The sequence below is a fragment of the Flavobacterium sp. ASW18X genome (assembly GCF_005144745.1).
GTDB lineage: Bacteria > Bacteroidota > Bacteroidia > Flavobacteriales > Flavobacteriaceae > Croceivirga.
On sequence record NZ_SWKK01000008.1, the window covers coordinates 25300 to 44310 of the forward strand.

Below are 19011 nucleotides of genomic sequence, written 5' to 3' on the forward strand. Positions count from 1 at the left end.
ATTTAAAATGAGGTTAAGACGATGCAACCGCTTAAAATTCTAAAACGAGTTTCGCTTTCCTCATTTTGGTTGTTAATAAAAATCGGGCTACGTTATCCTATGGCAATTTTACCCACGCTTAGCGCCACGAAAGTTTGCATGCAGACCGCAGACCAATGGTACGGAAAAGCTCATCATCTAAACGGTAAGGCTAACGCGTTTAGACATGCTTATTGGAACTATTGTATTGCTAAAAACTGCTACAATAAATCGTATACGATAGAGCACTCATTGCAGTACAGTAAATGGATAACAGACTGGCATGAAAAAGCCTTTCCGAATAGAGATTTGCCGAGAGCCATGGATTTACATAACAACAAAATTGGACGTTTGTTATTTAAATCGCATCCTAATTTGTCTTTAGAACAAGCGGCAGAAAAGTGCAGAATTTTAGCAGAGCAATCTGTATTTATTAAAAGCGTTCCAGAGATAAAAAATATTAAAAACCAAATGGTACATATTGTAAAATGACACTAAAAGATAAATTTTACCACTACATACAAAGCTTACAAGATAACATCACTACCGCACTAGAAGCAGTTGATGGCAAGGCAAAATTTAAGCAAGATATTTGGGAAAGACCAGAAGGCGGCGGGGGTAGAACTCGTGTTATAGAAAACGGAGCTGTTTTTGAAAAAGGCGGGGTAAATATTTCTGCAGTTCATGGGGCATTACCAGAATCTATGCAAAACTATTTTGGGGTTAAAGATGCAGATTTTTTTGCCTGCGGGCTGAGTTTAGTATTACATCCAAAAAACCCTTTTGTACCGACCGTTCATGCCAACTGGCGTTATTTTGAAATGTACGACAAAGACGGTAACATTGTTGACCAATGGTTTGGTGGCGGACAGGATTTAACACCATATTATTTGTTTGATGAAGATGCAGCACACTTCCATACTATCTGCAAAAAAGCATGCGATGCACATCATCCAGAATTTTACCAAAAATATAAAGAACGTTGCGATTCTTATTTTTGGAATACACACAGAAATGAAGCACGTGGTGTAGGAGGTTTGTTTTTTGATTATTGCAAAGCCAGTGAAAATATGAAAATGAACGATTGGTATAATTTTGTATCTGAAGTTGGCAATAGTTTCTTAGATGCCTATATACCAATTGTTACAAAACGGTTGAATACCCCCTATAATAATGACCATAGAAATTGGCAAGAAATACGTAGGGGGCGTTATGTTGAGTTTAATTTGGTGCATGATAAAGGCACCCTTTTTGGCCTTAAAACCAATGGTAGAATAGAAAGTATTCTCATGAGTTTGCCTCCACACGTACAATGGGTATATGACCACGCCCCAGAAAAAGGAAGTGAAGAAGAACGCCTCATTAAAGTATTGCAACATCCAAGAGATTGGGTTAACACATCTAATGTATAAATCCTATTAATTATTGAAAGTACAAACTATGTTTCCACTTATAAGAAATAGAAGACTAAGACAAAACGAAGCTATACGCAGACTAGTTCGCGAAACGTATATTACACCGAACGATTTTCTTGTTCCCCTTTTTGTAGTGGAAGGTAAAAATGTAAAAGAGGAAATCACTTCTATGCCCAACTACTATCGCTTTAGCTTGGACCTTTTAGAAAAAGAAGTAAAAGATTTATGGCAAATGGGACTATGTGCCGTTTTATTGTTTGTTAAAGTACCCGATAATTTAAAAGACAATAAAGGAACAGAAGCTTTAAATCCTGAAGGTTTAATGCAACGTGCTATTAAGACCGTAAAAAATGCATGTCCAGATATGTTGGTTATGACAGATGTAGCATTGGACCCCTATTCTTGTTATGGACATGACGGTATTGTGGCAGAAGGCAAAATTCTGAATGATGAAACAACCGAGGTATTGGCAGAGATGAGCGTAAGTCATGCCCAAGCTGGTGCGGATATTGTTGCACCAAGTGATATGATGGATGGTCGCATTTTAACTTTAAGAGAGGCCTTAGAGGACGAAGGCTATACCGATACTGGTATTATGAGCTACTCCGCCAAATATGCGAGTGCTTTTTATGGACCTTTTAGAGATGCTTTAGACTCCGCACCCGTTGCTATTAAAGATGTTCCTAAAGACAAACAGACCTACCAAATGGACCCAGCTAATCGTAGGGAAGCCATTAAAGAAACCGAAATGGATATCGATGAGGGGGCAGACATTGTTATGGTAAAACCAGGTTTATGTTATTTGGACATTGTAAGAGATATTAAAGATGCAGTAGAAGTACCCGTAGCAGTATATCAAGTTTCAGGTGAATATGCCATGCTTAAAGCCGCTGCAGAAAAAGGATGGCTTAACCATGATGCTGTGATGTTAGAGCAGCTAACAGCAATTAAACGTGCCGGTGCAGATATTATAGCCAGTTATTTTGCTAAAGATGCGGTAAAGCTAATAAGCTAACTACTAGAGTTCACTACAAAAGAAGCCCAATTCTTTAAGTGTATTTTCTATTGCATCCACATTCGCAAAAGTAGTTTCTACACGCAAAATATTATCGCAATCCTCAAGGTCAAAATTCCAACAACCTTGTGGCTTTATCAATCGATTTAGATAAGGCGCAACAAATCTAATGTTGCGCCTTTTGCGTACCGTAGTTTTGAATACCAAAACCTCCACTTTATCGCTCATAAAAATGGGGTGGTTCTATTCCTAAACTACGTAAGTAAACATAAGCTTGTGCTCTATGATGAATCTCATTATCTATAAAGTAAAAAATAGCAGATTGCACTGTCCCTTCATAAGTACCAAAGCTTAAATATACCCTATTATAATCCACGTTATCCATGGTGCTCCAATAGGCATTAATTTTAGCAGTTGTATCATCCCAGAAAGCCAACAATTTTTCTTTACTATTCTCATGATTCAGCTTTTCCTTTAATTCTACGGTTTTCTTTTCTACAATCTCTTGAATACCAGGAGCTGCAATACCTAAAAGCTCTTCTACCATTGCTGCAAAAGGTCTCATTCCGCCAATGCTGTAGCTAAATAATTCGTTTTCTGGAAAAGTCTCTATTACGCGTCTAGTTAAGCCTCTATGTCCTTGCCAATGTGCCAATAACTGAGCAGGTGTCAATACCGTATTTGTGGTTGTTTTTGTTGATGTTTCCATAAGTTTTCTGGTGTTTTAGATTTTCATAGGTCAAAACTAAAACCCCTTAGTGACAGCCCTTTGTCAGTAGTAAATACAGATTTTCATTTTTTAGATCTAGCTTGTAATATTTTGTAAAAAACAGATTCTAGTATCTTTACAATACACCACCAATTTATAACCAATGGAACCCGTAAAACGTTTTGATCGTATTGTTGCCATATTAATACAACTACAATCCAAGCGGATTGTAAAAGCCCAAGAACTGGCAGAACGTTTTCAAGTTACACTACGCACCATATATAGAGATATAAGGTCTTTAGAAGAGGCTGGCGTACCCATTTTAAGTGAGGCAGGAGTTGGCTATAGCATTATGGATGGCTACCGATTGCCTCCCATTATGTTCACCAAAGAAGAGGCAGCCAGCTTTGTGGCTGCACAAAAATTAATGCAACAACTAACAGACAAATCTCTAGGCGCCCATTATGAATCTGCTTTATTCAAATTAAAATCTGTTTTAAGAGGCAAAGACAAAGACTGGGTAGAAGCCTTAGAAAACCAAATTAGCTATGCTCCTTCTCATGAATTATTCAATGCTAAGGTTCCAGATGCCCTAGAAATCATCTTAGAAGGTATTGCGACTCAACACCAAGTACACCTAAGCTATACCTCTTTAAAAATAGAAGATGCTATAAATCGTATTATTGAACCCGTCGGAATATTTAACGAAAATAACTTTTGGTATATTTTAGCCTTTTGCCAATTAAGAAAAGACTATAGACAATTCCGCACAGATCGTATACAAAACATAAAAAGAACGGGTATTCCCTTTTCCAAAACACATCCATCATTAGAAGAATTGAGAAAACAAGAAGAACTTCCATTAACCAAAGTTCGTATTTGCGTAAGTCCAATAGTGGCTAAATTCTTAGGAAGTAAAAAGAACCATGGTTGGGTAAGTGAAGAAAAAACAACAGAAGGCATTGTAATGACATTTATGGTAGCAGATGTATATCATAATTTTGCACGGTGGTATTTGTCTATTGGGGATTATGCTCGCGTGCTAGAGCCTGAGCATCTTAAAAAACGACTTACAGAAATATTGTATGCTCAACTAAAAGCATTACAGCCCGAACATCGCTTAACAGAACCCCCACTGTATTAACCATAAAAGCAAGCGCACTTAAAAAGAAACGGTAGTTAATTAAATTTAGCGACCAAATACAAGATGTTTTTTATAACTTTCCGCTTACAGAAAATCATTAACAACATAGACTATAATGGGATTACTCATATTTTACGCCCTAATATCAATTTTCTTTTCCTTTTTATGCTCCATTTTAGAGGCGGTTTTGCTTAGTATAACGCCCACCTTTCTTAACGTTAAAAAGCAAGAAGGTAAAGATTATGCCACTACGTTAGAAGAACATAAAAAAGATATAGACAAGCCACTTATCGCCATCTTAACACTCAATACTATCGCACATACCGTTGGCGCAATTTTGGTGGGTGGGCAAGCGGAGGTTCTTTATGGTGCAGAAGGAGGTTATGGGGTTTTTATCATCTCTGCTGTTATGACCATATTAATATTAGTAGCCTCAGAAATCATTCCTAAAACTATAGGAGCTACCTATTGGAAAGGCTTGGCCAATTTCACAGCAAAAACACTAACTATAATGGTGTTTATTATGAAGTGGACTGGTTTACTTTGGATTTTACAATTATTTACAAAGCTTATAGGAAAAAAAGGAGCACACGGTAGTGTGTTGAGTAGAGAAGACTTTACAGCTATGACAGATATTGCAGAAGAGGAGGGTGTATTTCAAGAATCTGAATCTAAGGTAATTCGTAATCTGCTCACTTTTGACGAGATACAAGCCAAAGATGTAATGACTCCCAGAACGGTAATGAAAATTGCCTCTGAGGATACTACTATTGAGGAATTTTACCATAAGAATAAACCCCTACAATTTTCTAGAATACCTGTGTATAAAGACCGTATGGACAATATTACAGGATTTTTCTTAAAAGATGAATTACTAGAAAGTATTGTAAATAAGGAAGGAGATAAAACCCTTGGTTCCTTAAAAAGAGAAATATTAGTCACCAATAGAAATAAACCTATTCCACAATTGTTTGAAAAATTTGTGGAAAAGAATGAACACATATCCTTGGTAGTAGATGAGTACGGTTCTGTTAGTGGTTTAGTAACCATGGAAGACGTTATAGAAACACTATTAGGGCTAGAAATTATGGACGAAAGTGATAATGTAGAGAACCTACAATTGCTAGCTCGTAAAAATTGGGAAAGTCGTGCAAAACGTTTGGGCATAATAGATGTTCCGCTACAAGACCCAGAACCCAAAGAAGGTTCTGAACCTGCGCCACAATAATGGAAACTGCCGTAATAAAAACTCCTATAGGTTACGCTGAGTTTAAGGGCGACGAACAAGGTTTGGCTGCAGTTAAAGTTTTAGATACAGCTACCGTTACTGTAATACCAACCGTATTACAAGAAGCTGCCAATCAGGTTTTGGCTTATTTTGAAGGGTCTAGAACTACTTTTGACCTTAAACTAAATCCGCAAGGCACTGCATTTCAAAAAAAAGTATGGCAAGCCTTGTTAAAGATTCCTTATGGCACCACAACCAGTTATCTAGAACTGTCTAAAACTTTAGGTGATGTAAAAGCTATTAGGGCAGTAGCAGCTGCAAATGGCAAAAATCCCTTATGGATTGTTGTTCCTTGCCACCGCGTAATTGGGAGCAATGGTGAACTTACAGGTTATGCAGGAGGTTTGTCTCGTAAAAAATGGTTGTTAGACCATGAAAGTCCGGTTAAGCAAGGAAAACTGTTTTAAGGCAATATATTCTTAACCGTTAAATTTTGTACCTTGTAGTTTATGCTGAACAAACTACCTTTAGACCACATTCTATTTTTAGATATAGAAACTGTACCAGAGGAGGCAAAGTTTACCACCTTAAGTGAGGAAAAACAAGAACTATGGGCACACAAGACTGCTTACCAACGTAAAGAAGAAATTACTCCAGAAGAATTTTATGAACGCGCCGGCATTTGGGCTGAATTTGGTAAGATTGTATGTATTTCTGTGGGCTATTTTGTGCTTAAAGGAGAAGAACCAACGTTTAGAGTTACTAGTTTTCATGGTGATGAAGCCAAACTCCTAAAAGAATTTAAAAACCTTTTAAACGACCATTTTAACCAGGCTAGGCATGTGTTATGTGCGCATAATGGCAAGGAGTTCGATTTTCCTTATATCGCAAGGCGAATGCTAATTCATCAAATTTCCTTACCATACAAACTAGATTTATTTGGCAAAAAGCCATGGGAAGTACCCCATTTAGATACCATGGAGCTTTGGAAGTTTGGCGACTATAAACACTACACTTCTTTAAAACTCATGGCGAACGTTTTGGGAATACCATCCCCAAAAGAAGATATGGATGGCAGCATGGTACGTGGGGTGTTTTATGAAGAAAATGATATAGACCGAATTATTACCTATTGTGAGCTAGACGTAGTTACTACAGCACAAGTATTCTTAAAGCTTAGGTGCCAAGATGTGTTAGAAGAACATCAAATAAAAAGAATATAAAAAGCCCCATTTTCATAGGGCTTTTCAGGGGGATTACTTGTTAATCTAATTAGTTAAGGAGTACACATTAAAGTGTTTAGGGGGACCTTAGACGCTAACCGATTAACTGCTACTACTATCGCAAGACATGGTTATTAACTTTTATAAAATTTTGTGCTTTTGATTCCGCTATAGTCCATCACCGTAATAATGTACAAGCCAGATTCCAAATTAGACACATCTATATCACCTTTAGCTTTTCCGTTTTTTATGGTACCCCCAGCCATATTTATGATAGAAAACTGAGCATCTGTAGATACATCTGCATCTATTTGTAAATAGTTTACTGCAGGATTTGGAAAAACTTTTAAACTTAATTCAGCATTAGTTTGCACTGGGTTTGCTACAACGGAAGTTTCTTCGCCATTAAAAGTAAAATTGAACTCTTCTGAGTACCCAGAACTTAAATTAGCAGTGCAAACGGATTGCACTTTTACCTGATAATTATTACCTACGGTTAAATCTTCTAAAACAATTTCTCCATCCCACGTGGTTACGGTTGTCCAAGTATTGATGTTCTCACTTTTAAACTGCACTTCGTACAAATTATCGGTAGATAATGCATCCCATTTAATTGAAGCACTAGTGGCATTCGCTTTAAGTAAGCTTACGTTTTCTGGTGCTACCAACTGGCAGTCTGTTAATTTGATTCCAGAAACGATAACACTCACATCTTGAGAACCATTATACAATTCGCCCTTATGACTAATTGTTATCGTGTAAACACCTTCTGCATCGTTTACTTGTATTTTTTCAAATGGGTCTACTTTATTATCGCCTTTGGTAGCATCTGCACTTGCTTGTGCAGGATTTAATTTCCAAGGAAAGTAGGTATTGCTTCCTTTCGTTACACGGATATCCAAATCGTTAACCAAAGCAGCTTTCATATCATTTACTGTACCTCTATTTACCACGCCACTCTCTGGGTCTGTCCAAGAAATTGAAACTTCTAAAGGTTCCACACCGTTGGCGGTTACATCAAATTCTACCGTTTCACCATTAGTTAATTTAATCTCTCTTATTTCTGAACTAAAATCTTTGCTACGTATAACTTCTGCAGCTCTTTTTGTATTAATTAGACCCCAACCCATTTTATAATCAGGTCCCGGATTGGCAATGTCATCTGCCGTATGTAATGCCAACCCTTTAAGGGTAGCAGCTTTCATATAATTTCCTTCTAACTCTTCATGGTATTGTTGTAATAACAATAAGGAACCAGTAACACCTGGAGCCGCCATAGATGTACCCATAGCAGTTCTATAATTGGTATTGTTTGCAGAACCTGTAGTGTAGATAGATGTGCCATCACCAGAGATGTCCGGTTTTATTCTTCCATCGTCCGTAGGGCCAAAACTACTATACCCACTTACATTAGCTTTTTTAACATTACCATCTGCGTCTATTCGTGCATCTACACCAGCCACTACTAAGTTATTTTTTGCGGTAGTAAAACCTACAAGCAAATCAAAACCATCTTGAGTTCTACCAAAATTAGGAGTTGCATTATCAAAAGAGTTTTGGGCATTACCTGCTGCAGCCACCATTAAATAATAAGGTGCATTATACATTATCTTATCCCAGTCTTGAGCAATTTTAATGTATGCCCCAAAATACCAATCTGGAACTGCACTTGTAGTTATGCCGTAAGAATGGTTAGAAAGTAACAATCCTTCTGCAGCCGCCTCTGCAACCTCTACCTTATCTCTTGTCCAATTATGTGTTAACGCCTGTGCTCCGTAGGCAACACCTTTTGCTTTATTATTAACACCAGAAGAGATTAACGTACCTGTAACCATAGTTGCGTGGTTGTCTATTACATCACTATTATCTGCATTTAATACTCTACCACTATATTCAGTGTGGCTTTTTAATGCGATACCAGAATCCCAAACCCCAACTGTCATACCTTCTCCAGTAATACCCGCATTAAAAAAACCCTCTGCATATAAAGCATCAGCTCTAGACACTTTACTGGTTAAATCTGCATGTGTGGTATAAAAAAGTGGAGTACCATCCTCACCTATATCTGCTAAACCTACAACAGAACCATTCTCATCCGTAAAAGTTTTTCCATCTGCACCTTTCATCTTAAACATTGCCATTTTTTGTGCCGTTAAACTGTGCTCCTTAGTAAAAGAAGTAGCCAAGTTTTGTAACGCCTGTACATTGGTACTAGCCTTAATAGTAACAAGCTTTTCCGCAGTTTGCGCGCTACTGGTAAAACAAATAAAAATGCCTAATGTAGCCATTGCTATTTTTACTGATGAGTATAATCCCTTGTAATCCATAGTAGTAGGTAAGTAAGATTTGGACTACAAACATATATCAAACTCATCTATACGTCGATAAAACGCACAATTATTTCGATGAAATACACGCTTATAATAGATAAGTTGTTGTGAAAAACAGCAAAAGTGTTGTAAGAATTTTCTCTTATGCTTAGTTCTTTTTCAAAACCAGATAAACCGGAAAGTGATCGCTATATCCTCCTAAATAGCGTTTACCGCCAAACGTACGGAATGGGGTTCCTTTGTATTTACCTTTCCATTCTTTTAAAAAATGTGGCGCAAAAATCTTTGCCTTAGAAAAGCTATGGGTATTTGGTTCGTGATTTAAAAAAGAATGAGATACAATAATCTGGTCAAACAAACTCCATTTTCCTTTATAATTAGCACTCCCCAAATCTGGAGAAAGTAATTTTTCCATGGGATTAATGAACCAACCCGTTTTCATTAATGTTTTAATACTATCAGAATTAGGATCATCATTAAAATCGCCCATAACTAGTACATTGGGTTCGCCTTCCACCTGTCTAATTTGTTCTAATTTCTCTATAATAGTATGGGCAGCGGCAATGCGTTTATAGGCAGTTAGCTTAGCTCCGTCTCTACGAGAAGGCCAATGATTTACAAAAATATGTAGAGCTTCACCGTTCAACTTTCCGTGCACATAAAGAATATCCCGAGTAAAATCGCGCTCACCATTAAGGCTATTAATTAGAAGGGGAATGGTTTCGCTGCTTAAAACCTCAAAATTATCTTTTCTGTAGAATAATGCCGTGTCTATGCCTCTCTCATCAGGAGAATCATAGTGCACATATCCGTAATCCAAATTCTTTAAAGCGTCTTCTCCTAACAATCGTTCTACTACTCTTTTGTTTTCTATTTCTGCCACGCCAACTAGTACTGGTGGCGCAAGACCGTCATCTTCCCCAATCTTAGAAATCGCCTTAGCTAATTTTCTAGTTTTGGCTAGGTAACGCTTATTCTTCCATTTTTTAAAGCCTTTTTTGGTAAAATCATCGTCTAATATATGTGGGTCGTCCACGGTATCAAACAAATTTTCAAGGTTGTAAAAAGCAATTACATGTTGGTTTTCCATAATTTTTTAGAATAGCGCTACAAAAACTTACATACGGATTAAGTAGAAGAGGCAAATTACAAAAACAGAACGGAAACATTATGTAGCTTTGCATTTTGCTTTATATATGATTGAAAAGAAGTCTATTGAATATGAAAAGGCTGTTTTGGTTGGTGTCATCAATCAATTACAAAATGCTGAAAAAGTAGAAGAATATCTAGACGAACTGGAATTCTTAACTTACACTGCTGGCGGAGAAGTTACCAAACGCTTTGTGCAAAAGATGGATATACCCAATCCTAAAACCTATATAGGTACAGGTAAGATGGAAGAGGTACATGCCTATGTTAAAGAAAACGATATAAGTTCTGTAATTTTTGATGATGAGCTTACCCCTGCTCAACAGAATAATATAGAAAAATTATTAAAGTGTAAGGTAATGGATAGAACCAGCCTTATCCTAGATATTTTTGCGCAACGTGCAAAGACCAGTTATGCCCGTACACAGGTAGAACTAGCACAATATGAATATCTTTTGCCTAGACTTACTGGTTTATGGACGCACTTAGAACGCCAACGTGGTGGAATTGGTATGCGTGGACCTGGTGAAACAGAGATTGAAACGGATAGACGTATTGTTAGAGACCGTATTGCTTTACTTAAAAAGAAGCTTTCAAAGATAGACCGCCAGATGGAAACGCAAAGAGGCAACCGTGGCGCTTTAGTCCGTGTAGCCCTGGTAGGCTACACCAACGTAGGTAAGTCTACCTTAATGAACGTAATTAGCAAAAGTGATGTATTTGCAGAGAATAAGCTGTTTGCCACTTTGGACACTACGGTTAGAAAGGTGGTTTTAGGAAACCTTCCTTTTTTATTAAGTGATACTGTTGGGTTCATCCGCAAACTGCCTACCCAATTGGTAGAAAGCTTTAAAAGTACTTTAGACGAAGTTAGAGAAGCAGACTTATTACTACACGTAGTAGATATCTCTCATCCCAACTTTGAAGAGCATATTGCATCTGTAAATCAAATTTTAGATGAAATTGACAGTACGGACAAGGAAACCATTATGGTTTTTAATAAAATAGACCAGTACGTACCCGAAGTAATTGAGGAAGATGATTTAGAGACTGAAAAAACATCTGCCCATTTTACCCTAGATGAATGGCAAAAGACATGGTTTAATAAAATTGGAGACAATGCTTTGTTCATCTCTGCTCTGAATAAAGAAAATTTAGACCAGTTTAGACACCGCGTTTATAGAGAAGTAAGGGACATACACGTAACACGTTTTCCTTACAATAACTTTCTATATCCAGAAAACCTTGATGAATACTCCCAAACTGAGGAAGAATAGTTTTTCTGTCAGAAAAATTTAATAAAACGCTAAACCACAAAAAAAATAAGGTTGGCATCAAAAAATTTTGGGCAACGGAACCCTGCACTACATTAGCAGTGTTATTAATAGCTAGCCCCAAGGTTATTACTAACACCAACAAAATAGTATGAACTAACCTATCCAATCAAAAAAAGCCCGAACAAATGTTCGGGCTTTTTTTATTTTATATCCTAGGCAGCTTAGAAAGAGTAACTAAGACCTACGGTGTAAAAAGTCTGTAATTCGTTATCAGCTTCACCTAAAGCTACACCTTGAAAATTAGCAGCTTCCTGTCTACTGTTACGAAGACCAAAATCAAAACCTACTCCAATACCTTTCCAAAGGGTGTACGAGAAATTGTTAATCCAAGTCCAGTTACTTAAATCACTAGTTTCATAACTTAAGAAAGCAGACAAATTAGACTTAAAACCTATAGCTCCAATTTTACGTGTATAGTCAGCTACAATTTTAGCACCTAAAGAAGATTCAAATACAGAATCATTATCAGCAAAAACGAAGTTATAGTTCAATGGGTGTATTACTACAACCATATTAGTAATAGGAGTCCAAGTAGCACCAACCCCTAAATCTAAATAACCTGGGTCATTAAAATTATTCAACAATGTTGTTCTATACTCACCTAAAGCAGATATAGCAAATTTCTCACTTAATTTTCTACCGTATAAAGAAGTTACTTGAAATACATCTGTCAGAGCTTCAAAGTCTTCAGAATCTGTATCAATATCTTTGTTGTCTAACTTAACCCAACCAAGGTTAAGGTTTAAAGAGTTGTTCCAGAAAAACTTATCTTCTTTTAAGTTAGCAAATGCGTTACCTGTAATGGCTATATTACCAGAACTGTTGTTTGGTGCACCCTGTGCAAACCAATTATTGAAATTGGACAAACTACCACCTATGGTACCAAAAGCGCCAGTTTTCCAACCCGGTAATGCATCTATCTGTGCCTGTAAAGCATCTGCTCTACCTTGTATAGCAGCAATAGAATCTTTCTTTTCGGCTAGTGTTGCCTTTAACTCTTCTTCTGTCTGTGCTTGGCCCATCCAAACTCCAGCAACCGTAAGAACGGCGAAAAGTATTTTTTTCATAATGATTTGTGTTTATATTTTTAGAAACGCAAAAGTAAGAATAGTCACACTTGCCTTACAAGGAAAATTACTTTTTCTTGTACAAAGGCACCGCAGAACAGGCTTCTCCGTACATAACACTCTTAGCCACAGGCTGTATCTTTAACATGGCTTGCAGATACGCATTTTGTGGTACAGGTTTATGGCTACAACCTTTTATAATTACTGGTTTATCTTGAAATGTACTTACATCTAAATTAGATAGAATAGTTTGATACAAGCTGGTTTCTAAATCTTCTAAAGAACCCACAACTACTTGCTTAGCATACGGTTGTAGTTTGCTCACCAAAAGCATGTACGCCCAACTTGGAACTATAGCATCTGTACTACAATTTAGGGCTACATAGGTATCTTTGTATTGCTGCCAATCATGGGTGTCTGCTAGAATTCTAAAGTCTTTTTCCTTAAGGATGAGTTCTTGCCAAAGCCAATCTTTTATGTCTAAAACAACTCTTTTCCCTACAGGATAGTAATCTTCTAAATCAAAGACTTGCAGCTTGCTTTGGGCAACCCTATTTACTATTTCTTCTGCCATTTATTTGATGCTTACAGTAAGCCCAGTTCCAGTTTAGCTTCTTCGCTCATCAAATCTTGCGTCCAAGGCGGGTCAAAAGTAATTTCTACCTCAGCATCTTTGATTTCATCAATAGACTTTACCTTTTCTTCTACTTCTGCAGGTAAACTTTCCGCTACCGGGCAGTTAGGAGATGTTAAGGTCATTAGAATCTTAACCTCATGATCTTCGTTTACCAAAACATCATAAATAAGTCCTAATTCATATATATCTACTGGAATTTCTGGGTCATAAATGGTTTTTAAAACCAATACGATTTTCTCTCCCAATTCTGCTGTATCTAGTGTTGTTTCTTCGCTCATTTTATTTGTGTTTGATAGGCCACGGCATACAATTTCATCTGTTTGATCATGCTCACCAATCCATTGGCCCTTGTGGGTGATAAATGTTCTTTAAGTCCAATTTCATCTATAAATTGGGTATCTGCCTCCATAATATCTTTAGGCTTTTGATTGCTAAAGACTCTAATTAAAAGGGCAATGATTCCTTTGGTGATGATAGCATCACTATCTGCCGTAAAAAGCAATCTTTCATCTTCTAACTCAGCGTGTACCCAAACCTTACTTTGGCAACCTTTTATGATGTTGTCATCGGTTTTATATTGCTCATCTATTAAGGGGAGGGATTTACCCAACTCTATCATGTATTCATAACGCTGCATCCAGTCATCGAACATGCTGAACTCGTCTATAATTTCTTCTTGTATGGCCTGTATGGTCATGTAGTTTGCAATTTGTGTACAAAATTAGTGGATTTTAATCCCTTACTCAACTTTTTCAGAAAGTGTTAAGAGCCTAGTCATCAATTCTTCTAGTTCTTTGGGTGGGTGACCATGGTCAAATTCGTATGAATAGACCACCCCTTCAATCAATAATTCAAAACTTGCCAAAGCGGCGGCATCTACCATAGATTTACTTTGGTCTGGTTCTGAAATGTTCTTAAGGTCAATCGCTTTTAGTGCCATCACTAGAGATTCCTGCTCTTCTGCCTTTAAATTTAGGGTTTTAAATGTTCCTTGTCTTGTACTTCTATGTTTTAGGGTTGTTCCATCACAAACCAATTCTTTGTAAAAACCGCGACTTTCTGCCCTGTAATTTAAATTCCAAGTAGGGTTCTGATTACAATTTTGTTGTAGCATCAAAAGGGTTAAAATAGCAATACATGTTTTCATAGTTAAAGCTAACAAAAAAGGCATCTACGTTGGTAGATGCCTTTGATTATTTTAATGTATTGGGTTATGGTAGCATAGCTTCTCTGGCACCGCCAGCAGCAAAAAGTGCTCTCATACGTTCTTTTTGTCCATTACTAAACATGTACATACATTCATCATCTACATAATCCATATAGTTCATAGTCATGTCTGTTGTTCTACAGTGGGTAGTTGGAAAACTTGGACATCCGTAATTAGGACGGTCAGAAGATGGTGTATCAGATACAAAATCGTCTCTATTACATCTGCCGTCTCCCCAGATATGTCTAAGGTTTAACCAATGACCCACTTCATGAGTAGTGGTTCTACCACCATCAAAAGGAGCTGTTGCCGTACCGGTTGTTCCAAAGTATTGTGGCGAAACCACCACTCCATCCGTAGAGGAGCTACCCCCAGGAAATTGCGCGTATCCTAAGATACCACCACCAATATTACCTACCCAAATATTTAAATGTGTGCTTGGTGTTACCACATTGGAACCGCCTTGTGCATCAAACTTAATAGCATCACTTGTTCCAAAAGAAGTCTGGGAGGTTTGTTTTCTGATAACCTGATCCAAAGTAAACTGGATATCTGAATCTGCAACTACTGGACTAAACAAGGAAGGTACTTGGTTAATGTCGTTGTTGGTAGCGCTAAAATCGTCATTTAGTACGGCGATTTGCGAAGCAATTTGAGCATCTGAAATGTTCTGACTGGCATTGTTGTACAAGACGTGAACAATTACTGGAATGGTAATAGTGCCTAGGTTATCTTCAACGGGAGTATCACCTCCTCCGCCGTTGCCACCACCACCGTTGCCGTTACCATTACCTTTTTTGGCAGCAAGATATTGCCTGGTGTGCTTTTCAATATTATACATTTTTTGCTCTAAACCAGGATTGCTCTTAAGCTTCTGGTTCAACACTTTCATAGTGGAGCAATTTTTACCAGCATTTCCTTTACCCGCGCTGTTGGTTTCTGATTCAACATCATCTGTATACACAAAGAAGTCGCTCATATCTACTTGAACTTCTTGCGTAGCTAAAACATCACTTTCGGGGGATTGCTCCTTTTCACAGGAGTAAAGGACAACTGCCATTGCAGACAATGTTAAAATCGTCTTTTTCATAAATTAATGGGTATATAATGGTTATTATTTGCTGCAGAAGATACAAATAATTAACATTATCCCAATGTTTTGTTAAAATAAATATGAAATATTGAAACAAAGTTGTTATCCAACCAACATACTCTTAGCGCGTTCTACACCGGCTACAAGCGCATCTACCTCTTCTTTGGTATTGTAAAAACAAAAGCTTGCTCTTACCGTGCCAGGAATTTTGTAAAAATCCATTATGGGTTGGGCACAATGATGTCCCGTACGTACGGCAATACCCAATTTATCAAGAATGGTACCAATATCATATGGGTGAACACCTTCTATATTAAAAGAAATTACCGAAGTTTTATTCTGTGCTGTACCATAAATTTTTAACCCATCTATCTTGGACAATTCTGTGGTAGCATAATCTAATAGTTGATGCTCATAGTCCGCTATTGCTTCAAAACCTATGGTATTCATATAATCTAAAGCGGCGCCAAAGGCAATACCACCACAAATATTGGGTGTACCTGCCTCAAATTTATGTGGTAATTCTGCGTAGGTAGTTTTTTCAAAGGTAACCTCTGCTATCATTTCGCCACCGCCTTGGTACGGAGGTAGCTTTTTTAACCATTCTTCTTTACCGTACAGCATACCTACCCCTGTGGGTCCACATATTTTATGAGCAGAAACCACATAAAAATCTACATCTAAAGCTTGTACATCTGCTTTAATATGCGGGGCAGCCTGTGCTCCATCTATTAATACAGCCGCACCAACGTTATGTGCCGCCGTTATAATTTCTTCAATAGGGTTTATGGTTCCCAAGGCATTGGAAATATGGTTACAAAAAACCAATTTTGTTTTACGAGAGAGTAAATTATGATAGGTTTCCATTACCAACTCACCCTGCTCGTTCATCGGAATTACCTTAAGAATAGCTCCCGTACGTTCACAAAGCATTTGCCAGGGCACAATATTACTGTGGTGCTCCATGGCAGAAACCAATACCTCATCTCCCTTTTGTAACAAAGAAGAAAAACCGTTTGCTACTAAGTTTATTCCATGAGTGGTGCCCGATGTGAATATAATTTCGTGGGCTTTGGCGGCATTAAAATGCTGCTGAATTTTTTGTCTTGCTTGCTCATATTTATCCGTGGCCTCTTGCGATAACGCATGGACGCCACGGTGAATATTTGCATTGTAATTTTGGTAATAGTCTACTATCGCATTTATGACCTGTTGCGGTGTTTGTGAGGTAGCAGCATTGTCCAAATAGACCAATGGCTTACCGTTGACTTCCCTATTTAAAATTGGAAAATCTTTGCGTATTTGTGCTACATCAAAATCCACTTCTGTCATATAAAACTTTTATCCTATAAATCAAACCCAAGGTTTACTCCCAGCTTGCTGGCAATAAGCTTGTTGATTCTAACTTTCAATTCTGGTATACGCACACTTTCCAATACATTATTAGCAAAAGCATACATCATTAAAGCTCTAGCCTCTTTTTTAGGAATACCTCTAGATTGCAAATAAAATAAGGCATCCTCGTCTAATTGACCTATGGTACAACCGTGAGAACACTTTACATCATCTGCAAAAATCTCTAACTGAGGTTTGGTATTTACCGTTGCTTTATCGGATATAAGAATATTGTTGTTTTGCTGAAACGCATTGGTCTTCTGTGCAATTTTATCTACAATAATTTTTCCGTTGAAAACACCAGTAGAACTATCCCCATAAATACCTTTATAATCTTGGTGGCTTTCGCAATTAGGCTGCGCATGGTGTACCAAAGTGTAATGATCTACGTGTTGCTTTTCGCCCAAAATGGTTACTCCCTTAAGGGTAGAGTCTATATGCTCACCGTTCTGGTAATAATTCAAGTTATTACGGGTTAGTTTACCTCCAAAAGAGAAGGTATGTACACGTACTTGACTATTGGTTTTTTGGTCTATATAGGTATTGTCTACCAAAGATGCGGTAGGCGCATCGTTCTGTACTTTGTAATAATCTACACGAGCATCCTTAGCCGCAAAAATTTCGGTTACCGCATTGGTAAATACCTCATTTGTGGTTAAACTTTGGTGACGCTCTATAATTTGCACTTCTGCATTTTCTTCTACTACAATCAAATTTCTTGGTTGCAACATTAAAGCGGCTTCGTTACCCGTAGCCAAGTGCAAAATTTGAATAGGTTTTCTAGGGGCCTTACTTTTAGGTATGTAAATGTATGCTCCTTCCCTACTAAACGCTGTATTCAAGGTGGTTAATGATTCGTCTTTAGACGCTACCTTGTTAAAGTATTTTTCTATAACCTCTTTGTACATTGGCTTACTAAACGCAGCACTCATCAAACAAACATCCACACCATCATGTGTGGTTTCTGATAAGTAAGACGAATACACGCCGTCTACAAATACAATTTTATACGTGTCTATTTCGTGTAAAAAGAACTTCTTTACATCTTTGTACTCCAATGCATTGGTTTCTTTTGGAAAAATGCTGAAGTCTACCTTTTCTATACTCTTTAGCGAGGTGTATTTCCACGCTTCTTCCTTTTTGCTAGGAAAACCTTTTGCTTCAAAATTCTTAATAGCCTCGGAACGCACCTCATGTACAGGGTGGTCAAGGTCTACCTGGTTTTCAAAGGCCAAAAAAGAAGAAATCAATTTATCTTTCAACTCCATCTTCTACTGCTTATACCGTTTCTTCTTGTTTGATCCAGTCGTAACCTTTTTCTTCTAGCTCCATGGCTAGTTCTTTACCACCAGACTTTACAATTTTACCATTGTACAATACGTGCACATAATCTGGAACTATATAGTCTAACAAACGCTGATAGTGGGTAATTACCACAATGGCGTTGTCTTTGCTTTTTAATTTGTTAACCCCATTGGCTACAATACGCAAGGCATCAATATCCAAACCAGAGTCAGTCTCATCCAAGATAGCCAACTTAGGTTCTAACATGGCCATTTGAAAAATCTCGTTACGCTTTTTCTCACCTCCAGAGAAGCCTTCGTTAAGGGAACGAGATAAGAATTTACGGTCTATCTCTAGCAATTCTGATTTTTCGCGAATCAGTTTCAACATTTCATTAGCAGGCATGTCTTCTAAACCACGTGCCTTTCTTGACTCGTTGATTGCCGTTTTCATGAAGTTGGTTACTGATACACCTGGGATTTCAACAGGATATTGAAAAGAAAGAAAGACACCTTTATGTGCTCTTTCTTCTGGAGAGGCATCTTCTAAATCTTCACCATCTAAAACGATACTTCCTTTTTCTACTTCAAAATTTTCATTACCAGCAATTACGGAAGCCAAAGTACTTTTACCAGAACCGTTTGGCCCCATGATGGCATGTACCTCTCCTGGTTTAACGTCTAGGTTAATACCCTTTAAAATGGCTTTATCTTCTACACTTGCGTGTAAATCTTTAATTGTTAACATTCTTGCTTTTTAT

At 37.5% G+C, this 19011-nt stretch carries 21 protein-coding genes; 8 read left to right on the forward strand and 13 right to left on the reverse strand.

Annotated features, from left to right (window positions below; all coding sequences use genetic code 11):
* The first annotated feature begins 21 nt into the window (after nt 1-21).
* Genes FBT53_RS05585 through hemB form a run of 3 tightly spaced genes read left to right on the forward strand, consistent with a single transcriptional unit; the run spans nt 22 to nt 2448 of the window.
* Nucleotides 22-510, forward strand: a complete 489-nt coding sequence (locus tag FBT53_RS05585; protein ID WP_169630318.1) for a hypothetical protein — start codon at nt 22-24, stop codon at nt 508-510.
* Nucleotides 507-1430, forward strand: coding sequence for an oxygen-dependent coproporphyrinogen oxidase (hemF, locus tag FBT53_RS05590; RefSeq protein WP_136950191.1), 924 nt, complete (start codon nt 507-509; stop codon nt 1428-1430). Before FBT53_RS05585 ends, hemF begins: the two co-directional genes overlap by 4 nt.
* A gap of 28 nt (nt 1431-1458) precedes the next feature.
* Nucleotides 1459-2448: a porphobilinogen synthase gene (hemB, locus tag FBT53_RS05595; protein ID WP_136950192.1), complete on the forward strand. Its 990-nt coding sequence runs from the start codon at nt 1459-1461 to the stop codon at nt 2446-2448.
* Nucleotides 2449-2451: 3 nt separating this feature from the next.
* On the opposite strand, the gene FBT53_RS05600 is transcribed toward hemB, so the two are convergent.
* Complete coding sequence (locus tag FBT53_RS05600) at nt 2452-2676, reverse strand: hypothetical protein (protein ID WP_136950193.1); 225 nt, start codon at nt 2674-2676, stop codon at nt 2452-2454.
* A complete protein-coding gene (locus tag FBT53_RS05605) occupies nt 2666-3157 on the reverse strand; it encodes a DinB family protein (protein ID WP_136950194.1) in 492 nt (163 codons plus the stop codon). Before FBT53_RS05605 ends, FBT53_RS05600 begins: the two co-directional genes overlap by 11 nt.
* Nucleotides 3158-3320: 163 nt before the next feature.
* On the opposite strand from FBT53_RS05605, the gene FBT53_RS05610 reads away from it, so the two are divergent.
* The 4 genes from FBT53_RS05610 to FBT53_RS05625 all read left to right on the forward strand — a co-directional run bounded on the left by FBT53_RS05610 (nt 3321) and on the right by FBT53_RS05625 (nt 6752).
* Nucleotides 3321-4301, forward strand: coding sequence for a YafY family protein (locus FBT53_RS05610; protein ID WP_136950195.1), 981 nt, complete (start codon nt 3321-3323; stop codon nt 4299-4301).
* A gap of 115 nt (nt 4302-4416) precedes the next feature.
* Nucleotides 4417-5529, forward strand: coding sequence for a CNNM domain-containing protein (locus tag FBT53_RS05615; RefSeq protein ID WP_136950196.1), 1113 nt, complete (start codon nt 4417-4419; stop codon nt 5527-5529).
* Nucleotides 5529-5996 (forward strand): methylated-DNA--[protein]-cysteine S-methyltransferase, encoded by a 468-nt coding sequence (locus FBT53_RS05620; RefSeq protein WP_136950197.1) that lies wholly within the window; start codon nt 5529-5531, stop codon nt 5994-5996. Before FBT53_RS05615 ends, FBT53_RS05620 begins: the two co-directional genes overlap by 1 nt.
* Before the next feature lie 42 nt (nt 5997-6038).
* Nucleotides 6039-6752, forward strand: coding sequence for a 3'-5' exonuclease (locus FBT53_RS05625; protein ID WP_136950198.1), 714 nt, complete (start codon nt 6039-6041; stop codon nt 6750-6752).
* Between the two features lie 134 nt (nt 6753-6886).
* On the opposite strand, the gene FBT53_RS05630 is transcribed toward FBT53_RS05625, so the two are convergent.
* Nucleotides 6887-9079: a S8 family serine peptidase gene (locus FBT53_RS05630; protein ID WP_136950199.1), complete on the reverse strand. Its 2193-nt coding sequence runs from the start codon at nt 9077-9079 to the stop codon at nt 6887-6889.
* Between the two features lie 151 nt (nt 9080-9230).
* On the reverse strand, nt 9231-10172 hold the full coding sequence (locus FBT53_RS05635) for an endonuclease/exonuclease/phosphatase family protein (RefSeq protein WP_136950200.1): 942 nt from the start codon (nt 10170-10172) through the stop codon (nt 9231-9233).
* A gap of 106 nt (nt 10173-10278) precedes the next feature.
* Here FBT53_RS05635 and hflX point away from each other — a divergent pair, with 106 nt between their 5' ends.
* On the forward strand, nt 10279-11508 hold the full coding sequence (gene hflX / locus FBT53_RS05640; RefSeq protein WP_136950201.1) for a GTPase HflX: 1230 nt from the start codon (nt 10279-10281) through the stop codon (nt 11506-11508).
* Between the two features lie 221 nt (nt 11509-11729).
* Here the strand turns inward: hflX and FBT53_RS05645 are convergent, their stop codons facing one another.
* The 9 genes from FBT53_RS05645 to sufC form a co-directional block, all read right to left on the reverse strand.
* Nucleotides 11730-12635 carry a DUF3078 domain-containing protein gene (locus tag FBT53_RS05645; RefSeq protein ID WP_136950202.1) on the reverse strand — a complete coding sequence of 302 codons (906 nt, stop codon included), beginning with the start codon at nt 12633-12635 and terminating at the stop codon, nt 11730-11732.
* A 67-nt stretch (nt 12636-12702) separates the two neighbouring features.
* A complete protein-coding gene (locus FBT53_RS05650; protein WP_136950203.1) occupies nt 12703-13209 on the reverse strand; it encodes a DUF2480 family protein in 507 nt (168 codons plus the stop codon).
* A gap of 11 nt (nt 13210-13220) precedes the next feature.
* Nucleotides 13221-13550 (reverse strand): SUF system Fe-S cluster assembly protein, encoded by a 330-nt coding sequence (locus FBT53_RS05655; RefSeq protein ID WP_136950204.1) that lies wholly within the window; start codon nt 13548-13550, stop codon nt 13221-13223.
* Nucleotides 13547-13969 (reverse strand): SufE family protein, encoded by a 423-nt coding sequence (locus FBT53_RS05660; protein WP_136950205.1) that lies wholly within the window; start codon nt 13967-13969, stop codon nt 13547-13549. Before FBT53_RS05660 ends, FBT53_RS05655 begins: the two co-directional genes overlap by 4 nt.
* A 42-nt stretch (nt 13970-14011) precedes the next feature.
* Nucleotides 14012-14419 (reverse strand): hypothetical protein, encoded by a 408-nt coding sequence (locus FBT53_RS05665; protein ID WP_136950206.1) that lies wholly within the window; start codon nt 14417-14419, stop codon nt 14012-14014.
* A 64-nt stretch (nt 14420-14483) separates the two neighbouring features.
* The gene (locus FBT53_RS05670) at nt 14484-15569 is read right to left on the reverse strand and encodes a zinc metalloprotease (protein WP_136950207.1); all 1086 of its coding nucleotides are present in this window, start codon (nt 15567-15569) and stop codon (nt 14484-14486) included.
* Between the two features lie 105 nt (nt 15570-15674).
* Nucleotides 15675-16904: an aminotransferase class V-fold PLP-dependent enzyme gene (locus tag FBT53_RS05675; RefSeq protein ID WP_136950208.1), complete on the reverse strand. Its 1230-nt coding sequence runs from the start codon at nt 16902-16904 to the stop codon at nt 15675-15677.
* 14 nt (nt 16905-16918) lie between these two features.
* Nucleotides 16919-18235: a Fe-S cluster assembly protein SufD gene (sufD, locus tag FBT53_RS05680; protein ID WP_010516156.1), complete on the reverse strand. Its 1317-nt coding sequence runs from the start codon at nt 18233-18235 to the stop codon at nt 16919-16921.
* 10 nt (nt 18236-18245) lie between these two features.
* Nucleotides 18246-18998 carry a Fe-S cluster assembly ATPase SufC gene (gene sufC / locus FBT53_RS05685; RefSeq protein ID WP_010516158.1) on the reverse strand — a complete coding sequence of 251 codons (753 nt, stop codon included), beginning with the start codon at nt 18996-18998 and terminating at the stop codon, nt 18246-18248.
* Nucleotides 18999-19011: the final 13 nt, after the last annotated feature.